This window comes from Leptospira haakeii (genome assembly GCF_002812045.1).
In the GTDB taxonomy this organism is placed as follows: Bacteria; Spirochaetota; Leptospiria; order Leptospirales; family Leptospiraceae; genus Leptospira_B; species Leptospira_B haakeii.
Genome location: NZ_NPEG01000008.1, coordinates 105,228 through 120,197, shown reverse-complemented (window position 1 = coordinate 120,197; position 14,970 = coordinate 105,228). Strand labels below are relative to the sequence as shown.

The window sequence follows — 14,970 nt, the reverse complement described above, 5'->3', positions numbered from 1 at the left end:
GTCGCTTACGACTAGGGCCGAAAAATTCGAATTTTTCGGATCCCGGCCTGTTTTTTGCCCTCATAAAATCGGATGAAAGAAGATACTAATCAAAGTCTGGACCTGTTTTCCCATCTGGAAATTTCGGATATAAAGCCGGAGGAACCTGCGCAAGATCTACCATTACTCAGCTTTTCAGAAGTTCCGCAAGTGGTAGGAACTCCCGCTTCTTCTATCCAAGAAGAAGTTCAAGAGGAATCTTACGGCTCTTCCTTTTACGAAGAAAATGATTTTTCAGAAAATGAGGCCCTAGAGTTCGTTTCAACTCCAGCCGAAGTTTCGGAAGAACCAAAAGAAATTGAACCTGAGTCAGTGGTAGGAACTCCAGACCAGATAAAAGTTATAGTTGCAACCGAGGTCGAATCGGAGCTTACGGAAAGTTCCGAAACCGCTGAAACTTTATCCGAAGAAAAACCTTCTGCTCCCAAAAGAAAAAGAGAAGAAAGGCCTAAGGAGCCTCGGGATTCCGCCGCTATTTTTCAAAGTTTATCTCCCGAACAAGCTCGTGCAGTCCAAACTATTCATGGTCCTCTTTTGATTTTTGCAGGTGCAGGTTCTGGGAAAACAAGAGTGATTTCTAATCGTATCGCCCATATGATCCAGGACCATCATATCCCGGCCGGAAAGATCGTTGCATTGTCCTTCACTAACAAAAGTGCAAAGGAAATGGGAGAAAGAGTTCGTAAACTGATCCCAAGAAATTTATTAAAAGGGATTACTCTTTCCACATTCCATTCTCTCGGACTTGGAATATTAAAAAAACATATTGAGAAGCTTGAATATAAACAACCTTTCTTACTTCTGAACCAAGCTGACCAGGAAGGTCTTGTGACCGGAATGCTTGTTGCCCAAAAATTAGAACCTAAACGTCCTCAGATCATGGAAGTACTTTCTAAAATTTCCAGGATCAAAAACTCAGGAGAGGATTATTTAGCCGATATGAGAACCTCTATGAATGAGGGAGATCTTTTGGCTGCTTCTCTTTTCCAACAATACCAGGACACTTTAAAAGAACAGAACTCTATCGATTTCGACGATCTAATCCTTTTACCTTCTAAACTTTTGAGACAGTTTGAAGAAGTAAGAGATGAATATCATAAAAAGTTCCAATACTTTATGGTGGACGAGTTCCAAGATACAAACCCGATCCAATATGAATTTTTAAGAGCTCTTATGGGAGAATCGGACAATCTATGCGTGGTAGGTGATGATGATCAGTCTATCTATGCATTCAGAGGTTCTGATGTAAGTTTGATCCTTGGATTCGAAAATGATTTTAAAGGTGCAAACGTTATTCGTCTCTTAGAGAATTATAGATCCACAGATATAATCGTCTCTGCCGCGAACTCTCTGATTCGCCATAATCTTTCCAGAAGATCCAAAGAACTTTTTTCTAAGGTGCCTGGCGCTCTCAAAGTAAAATACGTAGAGAGGGGAGACGAGAAAGACGAAGCGGAATGGGTTGCGGACAAGATCAGAGAAGAGATCATCAAAGAAGCGAGAAAAGGAAGCCAGATCGCGATCTTATTCCGTACGAACTTCCAGTCCAGACCTTTTGAAGAAGCATTCCGAGCTAGGGAAATGCCTTATAAGGTAGTGGGTGGTTATAATTTCTTTGACCGTAAAGAAGTGCGAGACCTGATCTCTTATATCCGTCTAATCGCCAACCAAAAGGACGATGCATCTTTATTAAGAATTATTAATTATCCAAAACGCGGGATAGGCGCCGGTTCCATCTCTCTTGTGCATGAAAAAGCGGCTCAGAACAAAGAATCTCTTTATGAGACATTATTCAGAGTATGCGAATCTCCTGATTTTATTCCGGATTTGAACCGTAAAATTTCTTCAGAGATCTATAATTTCGTAAATCTGATCGAAAAGGCTAAGAAGAAGTTTTCTTCTTCTCCGAGATTATTCTTCGCATTACGAGAGTTAATTGCAGATCTGGGTCTTGAAAAAGAGATCGTGTTGGAAGAGAAAGAAGAAAAGGTCGCAAAGGCTCGTATCTATAATATGTCCGAGCTTGTGAACATGTTGGCGTTCTTCGAAGAGAATAATGACTCGGGCGAAAAATCCACATTATTCGACTTTATCAACCGTTTGGCGATGCTTATGGAAGATGAGCCGAATGATGAAAAGGAAGATAACAGAGTACAGTTACTCACCATTCACCAATCCAAAGGATTGGAATTCGAGTCTGTTTATGTCGTAGGACTAGAAGAGGGGATCTTACCTTCCGGAAGAGCCACAGTAGAAGACCAATCTGTAGACGAAGAGCGCCGTTTGATGTATGTAGCGATGACTCGGGCGAAGAGGCATTTATGCTTGACAGGTGCCGCTAATCGCCGCAAATTTGGGGAGCAATTGACCTCCGAACCTTCTCGCTTCCTTAAGGAAATAGATCCGGAGACTTTGGACTGGCTTTCTAACGAGGAAACCAGACAACAGGAGACTAGTGATTTCCTGCAAGAGCTCGAAAAATTGAAAATCGGATGAGAAAATGAGTAAATATCTGACAATATTGTTTATCGGAGCTCAATTCCTCCTCTACTGTGCAAGTACACAAAAAGAAGGGGCGGTTTCCGCCAATTTAGAGACCCAGGTCCGAGCGGAAATCAAGCGAATAGACCAGCAATTAAGCGATCTACACCCTGAAGACAAAAGACGTTCCGAGCTACTCCTCCAAAAATCCAAACTTTTACTAAAAATCGAATCTTTCAAAGAAGCTTCCCTCGTGTTGAGAGAAGTGCAAAATTCCAAAGATGGTCGTAATCTTCAACATCTGGACCATTATTTAGGTTCTGCATACCTTGGGATCAACGACTATGACAATGCTATCGTTCATTTCCGTAAATCGGACAATGTAGATCGCGATTTTGAGTCTGTTACCCGCAAAAAAATGTGGGCAAGAGCGTATTTCGAAGATGAGAAATATGGCCAGGCTCTTGGGATTTTAGGCAGAGCTTCTAGAGAGAAAAACTTTGAAAAAGATCTATTTTACTATGAGACCGTAGTAGTCAGCTTCTACAGAATTAAGGAATACAAAAGATGTCAGTTGGTTCTGGAAGAGGGATTACAGAAATTTCCGGAAAGCCTAGTACTGAAGGAAACCTCGGAGAAAATCAGCCAGGTTCTCCAACGGTAATTTTTTTCACAATTCCTCTCCCTAAAAATCCATTCTTTAAAAAGGACAGCGTTACATTTCAGATCGCTGTCCCAACTAAACTGTACCGATTCGTATCTTCTTCTTTTAGAAAGATACAATCTATTATTGAAAAACCTTCCTTTAGAAAGATCTCCATAGCCTTAATTACGATTTTCCTTCTGTTAGCAGCAGCAAAAGAAACTGCGGAATGGTACTTCGTAAGAAGAGTCCTGGATTTACGCGGAGTGAAGGAACTCACGCGCGGATTCATTAATGAAGAATTAGATAGGGCAGTGACTTTAGGAGTTGTAGAATACGAATTCCCGAACCATGTATTTATAGAAGATCTGAAAATTTCCAGCGATGAGGACTTTGCCTCTCAAAGAATGATCTTCAAAGCAAACAAAATTGAATTATTATTAAGAGGTCTTTGGAAGGGGCAACCTTCCGTAAGGGCGATCCGTGTGCGTAATGCACAATTGAGTATTGATCTAGAAGATAAGATCTCGGGGGAAATATTATCCTATATTCATAAGATCAATATTCCTGAGATCAGATTAGAAGATACTACGGTCACAGTTTATAAAGGTGGCAAAGTACTTCTGGAGAATGTGAAAGGAATCGATTTTGATATCCGAAAAGAGGATACTAAGATCAATGTTCAAATTTCCGATTCTTTATTTCCAATCCCTGGATTTAGATATGTAAGCGGAAGATTCAGCACCGATATCGGAAGCAAGAATATGAATCTGGAAATTCTGTTTAAAAATGCAAAGGCAGAATCTTCCGGAGGTTTGTATTCTGAATTCTCCCAATTCTTTCCTAAGAAGGGAAAAATTTCGGGCCATGCCATTTTAGAGTCAGACGGAACTAATTTGCAGGTCCAAGGTAAAACAGAATTTTCGAATGTGAAAGGGATCGTTTTACAGGAACTTCCTCTACAAACTGAAGTTTGGGAATGGAAAGATATAGATCTGGAACATGAATGGACCCGCAATCAAAAAGGAGATGTCTTCACTGAAGAACATAAAGTATTCTCCGGAGAAGATAAACTTACTCTTCTCAAATCTAAAAATGAGAAGGGGCTGAAGTCCTGGGATTTAAGCCTCACTGTCCAAGACTTAGATGATATCCGTAATTTTCTGCCAGTATCTTCCGATCTGAAAACTTTAGGTGGAAGCCTGGATCTACATTGGAAAGGAACTGAGACAGGAAGTTATGGGGATTGGATGAAGTCAGAAGCTAAATTCTCTCTCCAAGATTTTATATGGAAGGATCCTTATTTGGATTTGGAGATAAAAGATGGGGAGCTTGCTTGGAATCCTGCGGGAGTTTTGGAAGCAAAACTTAAAGGAAAACAATTTGGCCTTCCTTGGTCTGCGAATCTAAAAGGAAAAACCGGATACAGAAAGGGAGTGAAGGGAGATGGGACTTCTTATTTTCCTCTTCAGGGAGAATATAATCTGGAGTTAGAGACGGACTCAATCGTTCTTTCTAACTTTTTTCCTCTATATAGATCTGTTCGCCAATGGGTTAGAGAAGATATCCATACTAGGATGGAGAAATTAATCCCTGAAATTAATTTTACCAGAACTCCTATTTATAAATATTTTTTAGAAAATCCAACGGGTAGTCTCAAACTGACCTCTAAGGAAGTAAAATGGGATTTTGGACTTCCTACTATGGGCAAGTTGGATGTCGGTTTGAAATTTGCGCCTTCTCAATCTAGATTGGATGCAAGTATTACCGGTTCCGGAACTGCTAAACTGAATTCTTATTTTACTTACGGCACCGATAATCCTTATTTCGGAATAGATTTTGAGACAATCAATTTAGCCTGGGGTGTTCCAAGCTTTTCTTTCTGCGGCGGAGATTTGATCCCGGAAAGTTTGGATTCGGACGGTAATATACGATTTAACGGAAATAATTTCCTAGACATTCATGATAGAATGTATGTCACCATAGATAAGGTGAAACTTTCAAATACGATCTGGAAGGGTAAAGGCGAATTTCCTGTACCTGTTCCTTCAAAGTTCGAAATGGGGTTCGATTATTGGAATCCTGGCAGCCCTCCTAAAAGAAATGTTTATTGGAAGGGGGAAAACATAAGCGCCACTGCGAATTCCTATATTGATTCTGATTCAGTTAAATATTTTGTGACTGGAAATACTTACTCACTTTCCAGTGAATCAAATTCGGCAGTGCCAATCTCAGCGTTTGCGTTTAAGATAAAAGAGAACAGTGTAGGCTGCATGAAGGAATAGTATCAACTCCGTTTGTTGGAATTCCTAAACGGCTGGCGACTTTTCTTTCAAGAACTGAAGAATCGCTCTACTTGCGTTTTTAGAACTATGCTCCTCGCCTAAAGACTCCTTCACAGAGCGGATCTCTTCTATCATCTGATTCCTGTACTTTTTATTTTTCAGGATGGACATTGTTTCTCTCACTGTTTCTTCCGGAGTACATTCTGCCTGAATGAGTTCCTTCACTGTTTCTCTTCCGCTCAGAATATTGACGAGTCCGATGAAAGGTGTGCGGATCAGAAGTGCCGAGATAAAATAGCTGAGTAAGCTGACCTTATACAAGATCACCATCGGTTTTTCGAAATATACAACTTCTAAAGTAGCAGTTCCGGAAGTTACTAAAACAATATCGGAAGCTTCTATACATCTCAAAGAACGATCGAATAAATATTCGATCTTGATACCAGGATTAGATTCTTCCGTTTCCTTAATTTTAGTTCGGATGAATTCTTCTTCTTTTAGGTTGATGTTTGGAATTAGAAAACGTACATGTTTTTTTTCCGCTTCGGCTTCATTATGGATAAGCGCCGCAGATTGGAGTAATGTATCCAACATTCTATGGATCTCTCCAGAGCGAGATCCTGGCATAAGAGTGATAGTTTGCAGATGAGCTAATTGTTTTTCGTCCACGGGAATAGGAGCTTCTTTTCGGATTTTCTCCTTAATCCTTTGAGCGATTGGATGTCCTACAAATACGGAACGGACTCCGTAATCATCATAGATCTTCTTTTCGAATGGAAACAATACCAACATTAGATCTATAGATTCTTTGATCTTATGGATTCTTCCAAAATTCCAAGCCCAAAGCTGGGGGGAAACATAGAAGATAACTTTGATCCCTAACTCTTTTAGCCTGGCCGCTAGTCTGAGATTGAAACCGGGATAATCGACTAGGATTGCATGCGTGCAAGAACGCGCTATAGCTTCTTCTACCAATCGATCCATCAGGGCTTTTAGGAATTTGTATTTAAATAATACCGCGGTAAATCCAATTACAGAAAGTTCCTCCATGTCTTCGATGGAATCGAAACCTTCTTCCAACATTCTTGGACCGCCTATCCCGAAAAATGTAAGATCTGGATCGTGTTTTTTAAGTTCTTTTAATACTTCTGCGCCTAATAGATCGCCGGAATGTTCTCCGGCTAGTATCATAAATACGGGAGAAGAAGGTACGGAAAAATTTTCCGTCCTGATTTTGTCTCCGGCCTTCTTAGGCTTTAGGGAGCTTTTTTTGGGTAGAGTTAATTTTCGAGACGTTGCCACGGCCGATGCTCAAGATATGGATTTTCAATTTTTCTGCAAGGTTAATAAATTCGGAAGGATTTACAATTATAGTTTCTCCTTCTCGAACGGCGAGTATATCGCAGTTATTCTCACTCATCACTTTTAAGGTATCTATTCCGACCGTAGGTAGATCAAATCTTGGGTCTTGGCTTGGTTTGGAACTTTTGCAAACTACTGCCTTTCTTTTTTTGGCGAAACTTCCGCCTCTTCTAATGGCTTGGTCCGTTCCTTCTACGGCTTCCACCGCTAATACTGATTTATCTACTACTACTACTGCCTGGCCTATGTCCAGATGAGCGATCTTCTCTGCGTATTCCATTCCGAAGATCACATCTTCTATCTGTTTTTTGTCCAAGGATCTTTTAGTATAACGTCCTTCCGGAAGTAGCAATGACTTCAGGTAGGTTTTTTGGGAAATAATATGAATTCCTTGTTTTTCGAAATCTTCTGCCACTGTTTTGAAGATAGAATAATCGTGACGATTCACCATTCTTGCGAGAAGGGCTAGCGCTTTTAAATCGAAGTTCAGGCTTTTGAAGATAATCTCTTTTTTAACTTTTCCTAATAGAAGAAGTCTATCTATCTGATTAGTTTTGCATGCTTTTAATAATCCGCCAATTTTTACGATACGGATCGGGATCACTCTATCCGGGTAATTTCCCGGAGTAAAGTCAGACTCTGCTATAGAAAGAAAGAATGGATCTTCTCCTGCAGCTAGAGCCTCTCTCATTCCTATCTGTGGGAGATTTCCTCCTCCCGCTAGTATTCCTAAACGTCCCAAACTTAGTTGGAAGTAGAACCGGAGGAACCGGTGGATGATTCAGAACTTTTGGAAGAGGATTTATTATCTGTTACATAGAACCCGGATCCTTTAAAGATGATCCCTCCTACGCTGGAGATCAATCTATCTACTTCTCCAGTTTTTCCGCAGAGAAGACAGGTAGTGATAGGATCGTCCTTCATGGATTGAAAATGTTCGAAAGTTTGTCCGCAAGCCTTGCATCTATAATCGTAAGTAGGCACTGATTTTCCTCGCTTGATCTTATGATCAAAATAAAAACTTAAATTGGAACGCCGCCGCATTCGAATCGGATTTTTTATCCGCTTGTTGTAGGCAGAGTTTGAATAGAACTCCCTCTGTGGAGGTTAATTCTTCTTCAGGAGAGATACCTTGTAATACGGTTTTTTCTCCTACTAATAGAGACGCTGATATCGTCCCGTTTACTGAAAAAATTCCGAGTTGAAATCTCTTCTTTCCACCTGATCCGAGTATATACTTATTCCTATTGATGGAAATACTCTCTCTGTCAAGGTCGATTTGGTAAGAAGGTTTCCACTCACCAGGTCTTCCCGAATACAGTTTAAAAATCGGAACAGGCTCTTCTCCGCTTAAACTTGCTGTTAAAAATTCTAAGGATCTAAAAGGTTCTTCTACAATCCTACAGATCTCTTTGTATTTTCCAGTTTTAGATTTGTATAATACGATTCCGTAATCCCCATCCAAGGCTAACTTTTCAGTCGGTATATATTCTCCATGAAATCCTGGAGGGATCTTATCTTCTGTCCAGAATGCAAAGTCCCAAGCTTGGCTTTTTTCGGATTGGGAGAATTCCGCAAATGTGTCTTCAGCTTTTGTAGAAGGATAGGGATCTTCTTCTAAAAAATGTGAGAAGATCCAGCCTGAGATCTGTAACTCAGGAATATATACTTGGACCCAGTTTCCTTTTCTTCCTTGGACTGTTTCTGAACGAGGGTCCTTATCTAATGCGTAAAGTAAGAGTCCTTTTTTTAAACGAGCCTTACCGGGATTCTCGGTTCCAGGACCAGTTCTTAGATTTGTGTTCTCTCCAGTGTTCTTAAATCTAGAACCGAGTAATGTAGAATCTTCTCTTACGGAAAGAAAACCCAATAACTCGGAAAGTTTGATTTGGTCTCCGTCGGAAAGTTTTGTTTCTCTTCTTAAAACTTTTTTCAGAACGGAAGAATAAGAAGAAATTCCTAACGTGACTGGATTACTTCGGAGCAGTTCTTTCAGATCTCGTAAGAATAGAATATCATCTTCCCATTCTCCTGCGATCTCGACTCTGGATAGAATTGCTTTTTGTCTCCAATATCCGCCTGGTCTGAGTTGGAGAATAAAGGGGTCTTCGAATACGGGAAATTCTCCCTTAGATTCTAAAGATTTTCCTGAACCAATCCCGTTTTCTTTTTGGAGTCTTGCGGAAATTTTAGATCTGTCTTCTGCGTCCTTAGTGATCAGCTCCGCATTTAATCTAAGAAGGGATTGAGAACCGTAAAAAAGATCCTCCGGAGTAGGGGAGGCGGACTTTTTTACTAGGGAGATTACCTTCTCCCATTTTTCCTTTTTATAATATTCGTAAATAGTGTCGGAAGGTTTAGGCCAAAAACGAATGGTAAGCCAAACGATTAGCCCGAATAATGCAATCCCGAATATAGAAAGGAAAAATCCGCGTTTCAATGAGAACTACGAAGCCTATTATTCCAAGTGCGGAATAAGTTTTTCCGCATCCAGATCAAATCTTTCCAAAAGCATATTTTTTGCGATATAGTATCTCATTAGATCTATATTAAAATTCACTTTTGCTTGAGTAAGACTGAGCTGGTCTCTCACCAAAGTATCCAAAGCATTTTTAACTGCGACTGCATCCGCTCTTCCTTGTTGGAAGCTTCGGACCACACCGCTATAATAGTTTTGTGTCTCTTTTTCGGTGACTATGGAATTTTTATAAATTTTATAACTAGCTTCTAAAGAATCGATCCTTCCTCTAAGATCGTCTCTTACTTCATTCTTAACTTCGTTCTCTTTTAGAGTAGCTTGGCGAACTCCTATCTCGGAATCTCTTCTTCCCGCAGCGACTCCCTTATCGAATAATGGATAAGAGAAACTTACTTTTCCGTTAAAGTCTTTGTAACGCGCAGACTGAACTCCGTCAGTTGCGTCTGTAAAATTTTTATCAGGGCTTGTGATCGTTTGAGCTTGAGAAGAAGCAGAACCGGAAAGAGTTAGAGCAGGTAACTGATCACTTTTTGCGTTCTTTAGCATGAGTTCAGCGATCTCTTTTTCTCTGACTGCGTTTAGATAATCCGCTCTCTTTTTGTATGCGATCTCTAAATCTTTAGTATAGTCAGGTTTTTCAGGAATTTCTTCCATAAGGTCTGTTTCTTCCGAAAGATCAGAGTCATTCTCTAATTTTAAAGTACGAGCTAATTTCCTTTTTGCCTCGTCTTTTTGAACAACTGCAGTTTCTAATTGGCTATCTGCCTGTGCGAGTAGAGCGTTCCATTGGTTGACTTCAAATCCTTCCGAAAGTCCTAAACCTTGTTTACGTACTGTAAGATTTCTAATATTACTTACGTTCTCTTTTAATCTGCGGAATGTTTTTAGGGATTGTAATTTAACAGAATAGTCCCAGAAATCCACAAGTGATCCAACGATCGCTTCTGAGATTTGAAGAGAAACTTGGCTTTTTGCCATTTCTTTTTGGTTGTCCAGGATCTTCTCCTGGTTTCTTCCCTTATAACCGAATGAGTTTTTCAATAGGTCTTGGGAAACTGTAGCAGTGATAAATCCGGTATAAAGTGGAGGAAGAGCGAGTCCTGCGAAACTTGCAGTAAGAGGGTTACTCTTATCCTCGAAAGCGTTCGAGTCGAACCGTCTGTTTCCCGCTTCTAACTTGAAGTAGGTTCCAGTGGTACGAATTGTTTTTTCAATCCCCCCTTTGATCGTATCATCTGAAGTTTTTGTTCCACTAAAGACGTTGTTCTGGTTCAAAGGAAGAACTGTTTGTCTGAAACTTCCGTCAGCTACTAATCTCCAAGAATATTGGGATTCTGCTTTCAGGTAGCTTGAATCGGATTTTGCCAATTCGTATCTAAGATTTTGTAGTTTGAAGTTACTATCAAGAGCTCTTTTTACCGTCTCTTCGGTAGTTAACTTCAGGACCTTTCCGGATTTATTCTCTTGGGAGAATACTCCGGAAAATCCCGAAAGGAGGATGAGGCTCGAAACCAAAAAGACAGAGATAGTCTTCCCGCTTATTGTTTTGGTCCAAAAATTCCCATTTTCTAATTTCATAACCTTTCCTCCCGATCTAAAGTATTAGATTAACCTAATGCTTTTTTCATTTTTTCGCCAACTTCGGCGATAGATTGGCAAACAGAAATACCTGCGTCCTGCATAGCTTTCATCTTGGAGGAAGCTGTTCCCATTCCTCCGCTAATGATCGCGCCAGCATGTCCCATCCTTTTTCCAGGAGGTGCAGTTTGGCCCGCGATAAATCCTACTACAGGTTTTTTAACATGAGCTTTGATATAAGCAGCAGCTTCTTCTTCTGAAGTTCCGCCGATCTCTCCGATCATTACGATACCTTTAGTTTCAGGATCTTCATTCAGAAGTCTAACTGCTTCCGTATGATTCATTCCTGGAACCGGGTCTCCACCGATACCGATCACAGTGGACTGTCCCAAACCATGTTGGGTTAACTGTGCAACTGATTCGTAAGTTAAAGTTCCTGAACGAGAAACGATCCCTACATTTCCTGCTTGGTGAATAAAACCAGGCATGATCCCCATTTTAACTTTGTATTTAGGAGAGATCACACCAGGGCAGTTCGGTCCAACCAATCTGGTTTTGGAATTACGAAGCGCGCTATAAACCTTAAGCATATCGTGTGTTGGAATTCCTTCGGTGATACAAACCACAAGAGGGATTTCGTTGAAGATACCTTCTAAGATCGCATCTGCTGCGAATGGAGGCGGAACGAAAATGATGGAAGCATTTGCTCCTTCTTTAACGATCGCGTCTTTTAAACTATTGAACACTGGAACGTTTTTACCGGCGAGTTCTACGTTTTGTCCGCCTTTTCCAGGAGTTACTCCTCCTACAACGCTAGTTCCGTATTCTATCATTTGAGTCGCGTGGAAAGAACCTTCTTTACCGGTAATCCCTTGAACTACAACTCTTGTATTGCTATCTACTAATACTGCCATGTTATATTAAGTTAACCTTATGTTATTTATTTAATGGCATCTGCCACTTTTTTAGCCGCGGTGCGAAGATCCTCTTCTCCGATGATGTTTAGACCGGATTCGTTCAGGATTTTTTTACCTTCTTCAGCGTTGGTTCCTTTCAAACGAACTACTAATGGAACATTGATGTTCACTGCTTTAGCAGCTTCGATGATCCCCAGAGCAACTCGGTCACAACGAACGATCCCTCCGAAGATATTAATGAAGATCCCTTTTACGTTTGGATCTCCCAGGATAAGTTTGAATCCGTTAGTAACAGTAGTAACGTTAGCTCCACCGCCCACGTCTAGGAAGTTTGCAGGTTCAGCACCAGCAAGTTTAACGATGTCCATGGTTGCCATTGCAAGACCAGCACCGTTAACCATACAACCGATGTTTCCATCTAACTTAACATAGTTGATATTATATTCGCTAGCTTGGACTTCTAAAGGATCTTCTTCAGAAACGTCTCTGAATGCAGCGTTTTCTGGATGGCGATATAGTGCGTTCTCATCTAGGTCGATCTTACAGTCACCTGCAATGATCTCGTTTTCTTTAGTAAGGATCAAAGGGTTGATCTCTAATAAAGATGCATCTTCTTTAATATAAGCATTATAAACGGAAGTAAGAAGAGCTTTGAAAGATTTATGGGATTCTGCAGGAAGTCCAAGGTCAAAAGCAAGTTGAGAAGCTTGGTTTGGTTGTAATCCGATACCTGGATCTACAGCGATCTTCAGGATTTTTTCAGGATGAGTTTCCGCAACTTCTTCAATCTCCATTCCACCTTCAGTGGAAGCCATGATGATTGTTTTGCGGATCGCGCGATCTAATAATACACTTAAATAAAATTCCTTCGCGATATTGATCCCTTGCTCGAGATATACTTTTAAAACTTTTTTACCTTCAGGTCCAGTTTGAGGAGTGATAAGTTGCATGCCTAGGATCTTATCGATAGCCGCTAATGCATCTTCTTTAGTTTTGGTAACTTTAACTCCGCCGCCTTTTCCTCTACCACCGGCATGGATTTGGGCTTTAACGACTACAACAGATGCTCCCGTTTTGGAAGAAACTTCTTCGTGGGCTTTTGCACCGTCTTCTTTTTTATCAATTACTACGCCGAAAGGAACTTTGGCGTTATGGCGTCTCAGGATTTCCTTGGCCTGGTACTCGTGAATTTTCATGAATCAACCTTGTTTTTTTGGATGTGAGTTCAGTTTGGAATGCTTTTTCTAAGGATTTTACCTGGAAGAATCCTGTCCATCCCCTTTCGGTAGGAGTTCCCACATGGGCTTGGAAATGCATGGATAAACCTTAGTTCAAAATTCTTTGCGCCTCGCGCCTCTGCGTGAACTTATAATTTATACTTTTAAAACAATTTTGGGTCCGGGGGTTCGAGCTGAAAGACTCCCCGGAGAGGGGGTAGCGGAAGACGCAGTTGCGGCTGAAGCGTGGGGGAGTCTTCCCCCATACTGATTTCTCCAGACATTTCTGTGACAATACTTTAGAAACTGAGCCAATATATTTTCCGTTATTACATCTTATTTTCTGCTATATTGTATATTTCGCCTGATTTTTAGGATCATTCTAACCAAAAAGGGCTAACTCGTGGCTTGCCACGTTAGGAGAAATATAAATGAAGGTGATCTATATTGGGCTGGTAAGCCTATTTTTGGGAGCGTTTGTCTCCTGTGATTCAGGAGGTAGTGATTCAAATTCAGCTCTAGCAGTATTGGCCGGTTTAGGAAATTCTATTCCAGTCAGTTCCGCGACGGATTTAACGAATGAATCTGCTGCTTCTTACGGTGATAACGAATGGGGGCTTGTAACTTCTTCTCGTTTGGAATCATGGGTGAGCGATTGGCAAAACCAAAAGCCATCTCATATCAGCGGAAAACTTGTGATCTTGCAGAGTAGTCTTGCGAATAATTTTTCAGGGGATACAACTGGGAGATCCTATATCAAGTCCGACAATGCGAACGGAGTCTATGTATACCATTTGGATGATTTCCAAGCTGGATTTCGTTTTAACCAACAAAGAGATACTGGACTTATTCGTAACTCGGTTCGTTACCAAGCGGATGGCCAAACTGTCGACCAATGGCTGAAAGTATTCGGGATCAATTTGAATAAAGACCTGGTAGTTTTTGCGGTTGGATCTGCGAATAATAACGGTACCGCTTATACGAATGGAAGCCAAACCCAGGATATTACCAGAGGAATTTATTGGCTAAGATATTGGGGAGCGGATATAAAACATCTCGCGATCCTGAACGGGGATATCAGGACAAATTTTACGAATGCGACTTACCTTTCCGCAAGTAAGGATATTGCTCCGAATGAAAATGGGAATTTCAGTGTAAAACAACTTCGTGTGGATAATACGATCATCACTCTTACTCTAGAGGATATTATTAAGATCGCTAAGAATAATGGAAGTGCTTCCATCAGCGGACTTACTGGAACTCAGATCATTGTGGATGCAAGACCTACGAACCAGTTCGAGCAAACTGCCGGAATTACCAACTCAGGAGTAAACCATATCACAACCGCTTGGAATGATTCTGGTGCCCCTGCTGCTGGTGTGAGTGGAACTCCTAAAAAATATGTTCTGTTTGAAACCAGGATCAAAGGAGCAAAAACTTTTCCTTGGGCTTCTCTATTAGATACCTCCACTACAGGATATAGATTTAAAGATAAGGCGACTCTAACAGATATTTTTGCGAATACTGGAACTGGAGGAGCAGGTTATACTGCGGGAGCTACAATCGTTTCTCAATGTAGAACAAACTTTGAAGCGCAAGTAAATGGATTTGTTTCTCAGAATATATTAGGATATCCTACTGTATTCTATGACGGTTCTTTAGTGGAATGGACCTCTCTTGTTGCAGAATATCCTGATTCTACAGAAGGAACTAGTTTTAATAAACTTTCTTTAACTTCTCCTTTCAGAACGGACACTGCGGATTTGAGTTATGCTCCTGGCGGGAACATTAATTATAATTCACATTCTTCCGGTGGAACTGGAAGCCCCTATGTTACCGTGGCTCAGGCGGATATTGATCCGACTTCGAATACAACTCGTAAGGCTCAGGCGGAAGATAAGGCTTATAAATATTAGTTCTGAAAACCTCAGTGTTCTCTGTGTGCTCCGTGCGAACCTTAAATGATTTC

The 14,970-nt window shown here is 40.7% G+C and carries 11 protein-coding genes; 4 read left to right on the top strand and 7 right to left on the bottom strand.

Features of this window, described 5'->3' with window-relative positions:
* Positions 1-72: 72 nt before the first annotated feature.
* From CH377_RS13475 to CH377_RS13465, 3 genes are read left to right on the top strand one after another with little or no spacing between them, the layout of a single operon-like run.
* Positions 73-2,535, top strand: coding sequence for an ATP-dependent helicase (locus CH377_RS13475; RefSeq protein WP_100724299.1), 2,463 nt, complete (start codon positions 73-75; stop codon positions 2,533-2,535).
* A gap of 4 nt (positions 2,536-2,539) precedes the next feature.
* Positions 2,540-3,184, top strand: coding sequence for a tetratricopeptide repeat protein (locus tag CH377_RS13470; RefSeq protein WP_100724298.1), 645 nt, complete (start codon positions 2,540-2,542; stop codon positions 3,182-3,184).
* Positions 3,088-5,448 (top strand): LIC_12586 family protein, encoded by a 2,361-nt coding sequence (locus CH377_RS13465; RefSeq protein ID WP_208859768.1) that lies wholly within the window; start codon positions 3,088-3,090, stop codon positions 5,446-5,448. The genes CH377_RS13470 and CH377_RS13465 overlap by 97 nt, the downstream gene beginning before the upstream one ends.
* Before the next feature lie 24 nt (positions 5,449-5,472).
* On the opposite strand, the gene lpxB is transcribed toward CH377_RS13465, so the two are convergent.
* Genes lpxB through sucC form a run of 7 tightly spaced genes read right to left on the bottom strand, consistent with a single transcriptional unit; the run spans position 5,473 to position 12,980 of the window.
* On the bottom strand, positions 5,473-6,750 hold the full coding sequence (gene lpxB / locus CH377_RS13460; protein ID WP_100724297.1) for a lipid-A-disaccharide synthase: 1,278 nt from the start codon (positions 6,748-6,750) through the stop codon (positions 5,473-5,475).
* On the bottom strand, positions 6,698-7,552 hold the full coding sequence (locus CH377_RS13455; RefSeq protein ID WP_100724296.1) for an LpxI family protein: 855 nt from the start codon (positions 7,550-7,552) through the stop codon (positions 6,698-6,700). The genes lpxB and CH377_RS13455 overlap by 53 nt, the downstream gene beginning before the upstream one ends.
* Before the next feature lie 2 nt (positions 7,553-7,554).
* Complete coding sequence (locus CH377_RS13450) at positions 7,555-7,794, bottom strand: FmdB family zinc ribbon protein (RefSeq protein WP_100724295.1); 240 nt, start codon at positions 7,792-7,794, stop codon at positions 7,555-7,557.
* Between the two features lie 25 nt (positions 7,795-7,819).
* Positions 7,820-9,250 carry an SH3 domain-containing protein gene (locus CH377_RS13445; RefSeq protein ID WP_100724294.1) on the bottom strand — a complete coding sequence of 477 codons (1,431 nt, stop codon included), beginning with the start codon at positions 9,248-9,250 and terminating at the stop codon, positions 7,820-7,822.
* Between the two features lie 18 nt (positions 9,251-9,268).
* Positions 9,269-10,867, bottom strand: a complete 1,599-nt coding sequence (locus CH377_RS13440; protein WP_100724293.1) for a TolC family protein — start codon at positions 10,865-10,867, stop codon at positions 9,269-9,271.
* 29 nt (positions 10,868-10,896) lie between these two features.
* On the bottom strand, positions 10,897-11,781 hold the full coding sequence (sucD, locus tag CH377_RS13435) for a succinate--CoA ligase subunit alpha (protein WP_100724292.1): 885 nt from the start codon (positions 11,779-11,781) through the stop codon (positions 10,897-10,899).
* Positions 11,782-11,807: 26 nt separating this feature from the next.
* Positions 11,808-12,980, bottom strand: coding sequence for an ADP-forming succinate--CoA ligase subunit beta (sucC, locus tag CH377_RS13430; RefSeq protein WP_100724291.1), 1,173 nt, complete (start codon positions 12,978-12,980; stop codon positions 11,808-11,810).
* Between the two features lie 452 nt (positions 12,981-13,432).
* On the opposite strand from sucC, the gene CH377_RS13420 reads away from it, so the two are divergent.
* The gene (locus CH377_RS13420) at positions 13,433-14,917 is read left to right on the top strand and encodes a sulfurtransferase (protein WP_100724290.1); all 1,485 of its coding nucleotides are present in this window, start codon (positions 13,433-13,435) and stop codon (positions 14,915-14,917) included.
* Positions 14,918-14,970 lie beyond the last annotated feature (53 nt).

Coding starts and splice junctions, on each gene's coding strand:
- CH377_RS13420 (WP_100724290.1), top strand. CDS start 13,433: ATGAAGGTGATCTATATTGGGCTGGTAAGCCTATTTTTGGGAGCGTTT.
- CH377_RS13470 (WP_100724298.1), top strand. CDS start 2,540: ATGAGTAAATATCTGACAATATTGTTTATCGGAGCTCAATTCCTCCTC.
- CH377_RS13465 (WP_208859768.1), top strand. CDS start 3,088: ATGTCAGTTGGTTCTGGAAGAGGGATTACAGAAATTTCCGGAAAGCCT.
- sucD (WP_100724292.1), bottom strand. CDS start 11,781: ATGGCAGTATTAGTAGATAGCAATACAAGAGTTGTAGTTCAAGGGATT.
- CH377_RS13475 (WP_100724299.1), top strand. CDS start 73: ATGAAAGAAGATACTAATCAAAGTCTGGACCTGTTTTCCCATCTGGAA.
- CH377_RS13440 (WP_100724293.1), bottom strand. CDS start 10,867: ATGAAATTAGAAAATGGGAATTTTTGGACCAAAACAATAAGCGGGAAG.
- sucC (WP_100724291.1), bottom strand. CDS start 12,980: ATGAAAATTCACGAGTACCAGGCCAAGGAAATCCTGAGACGCCATAAC.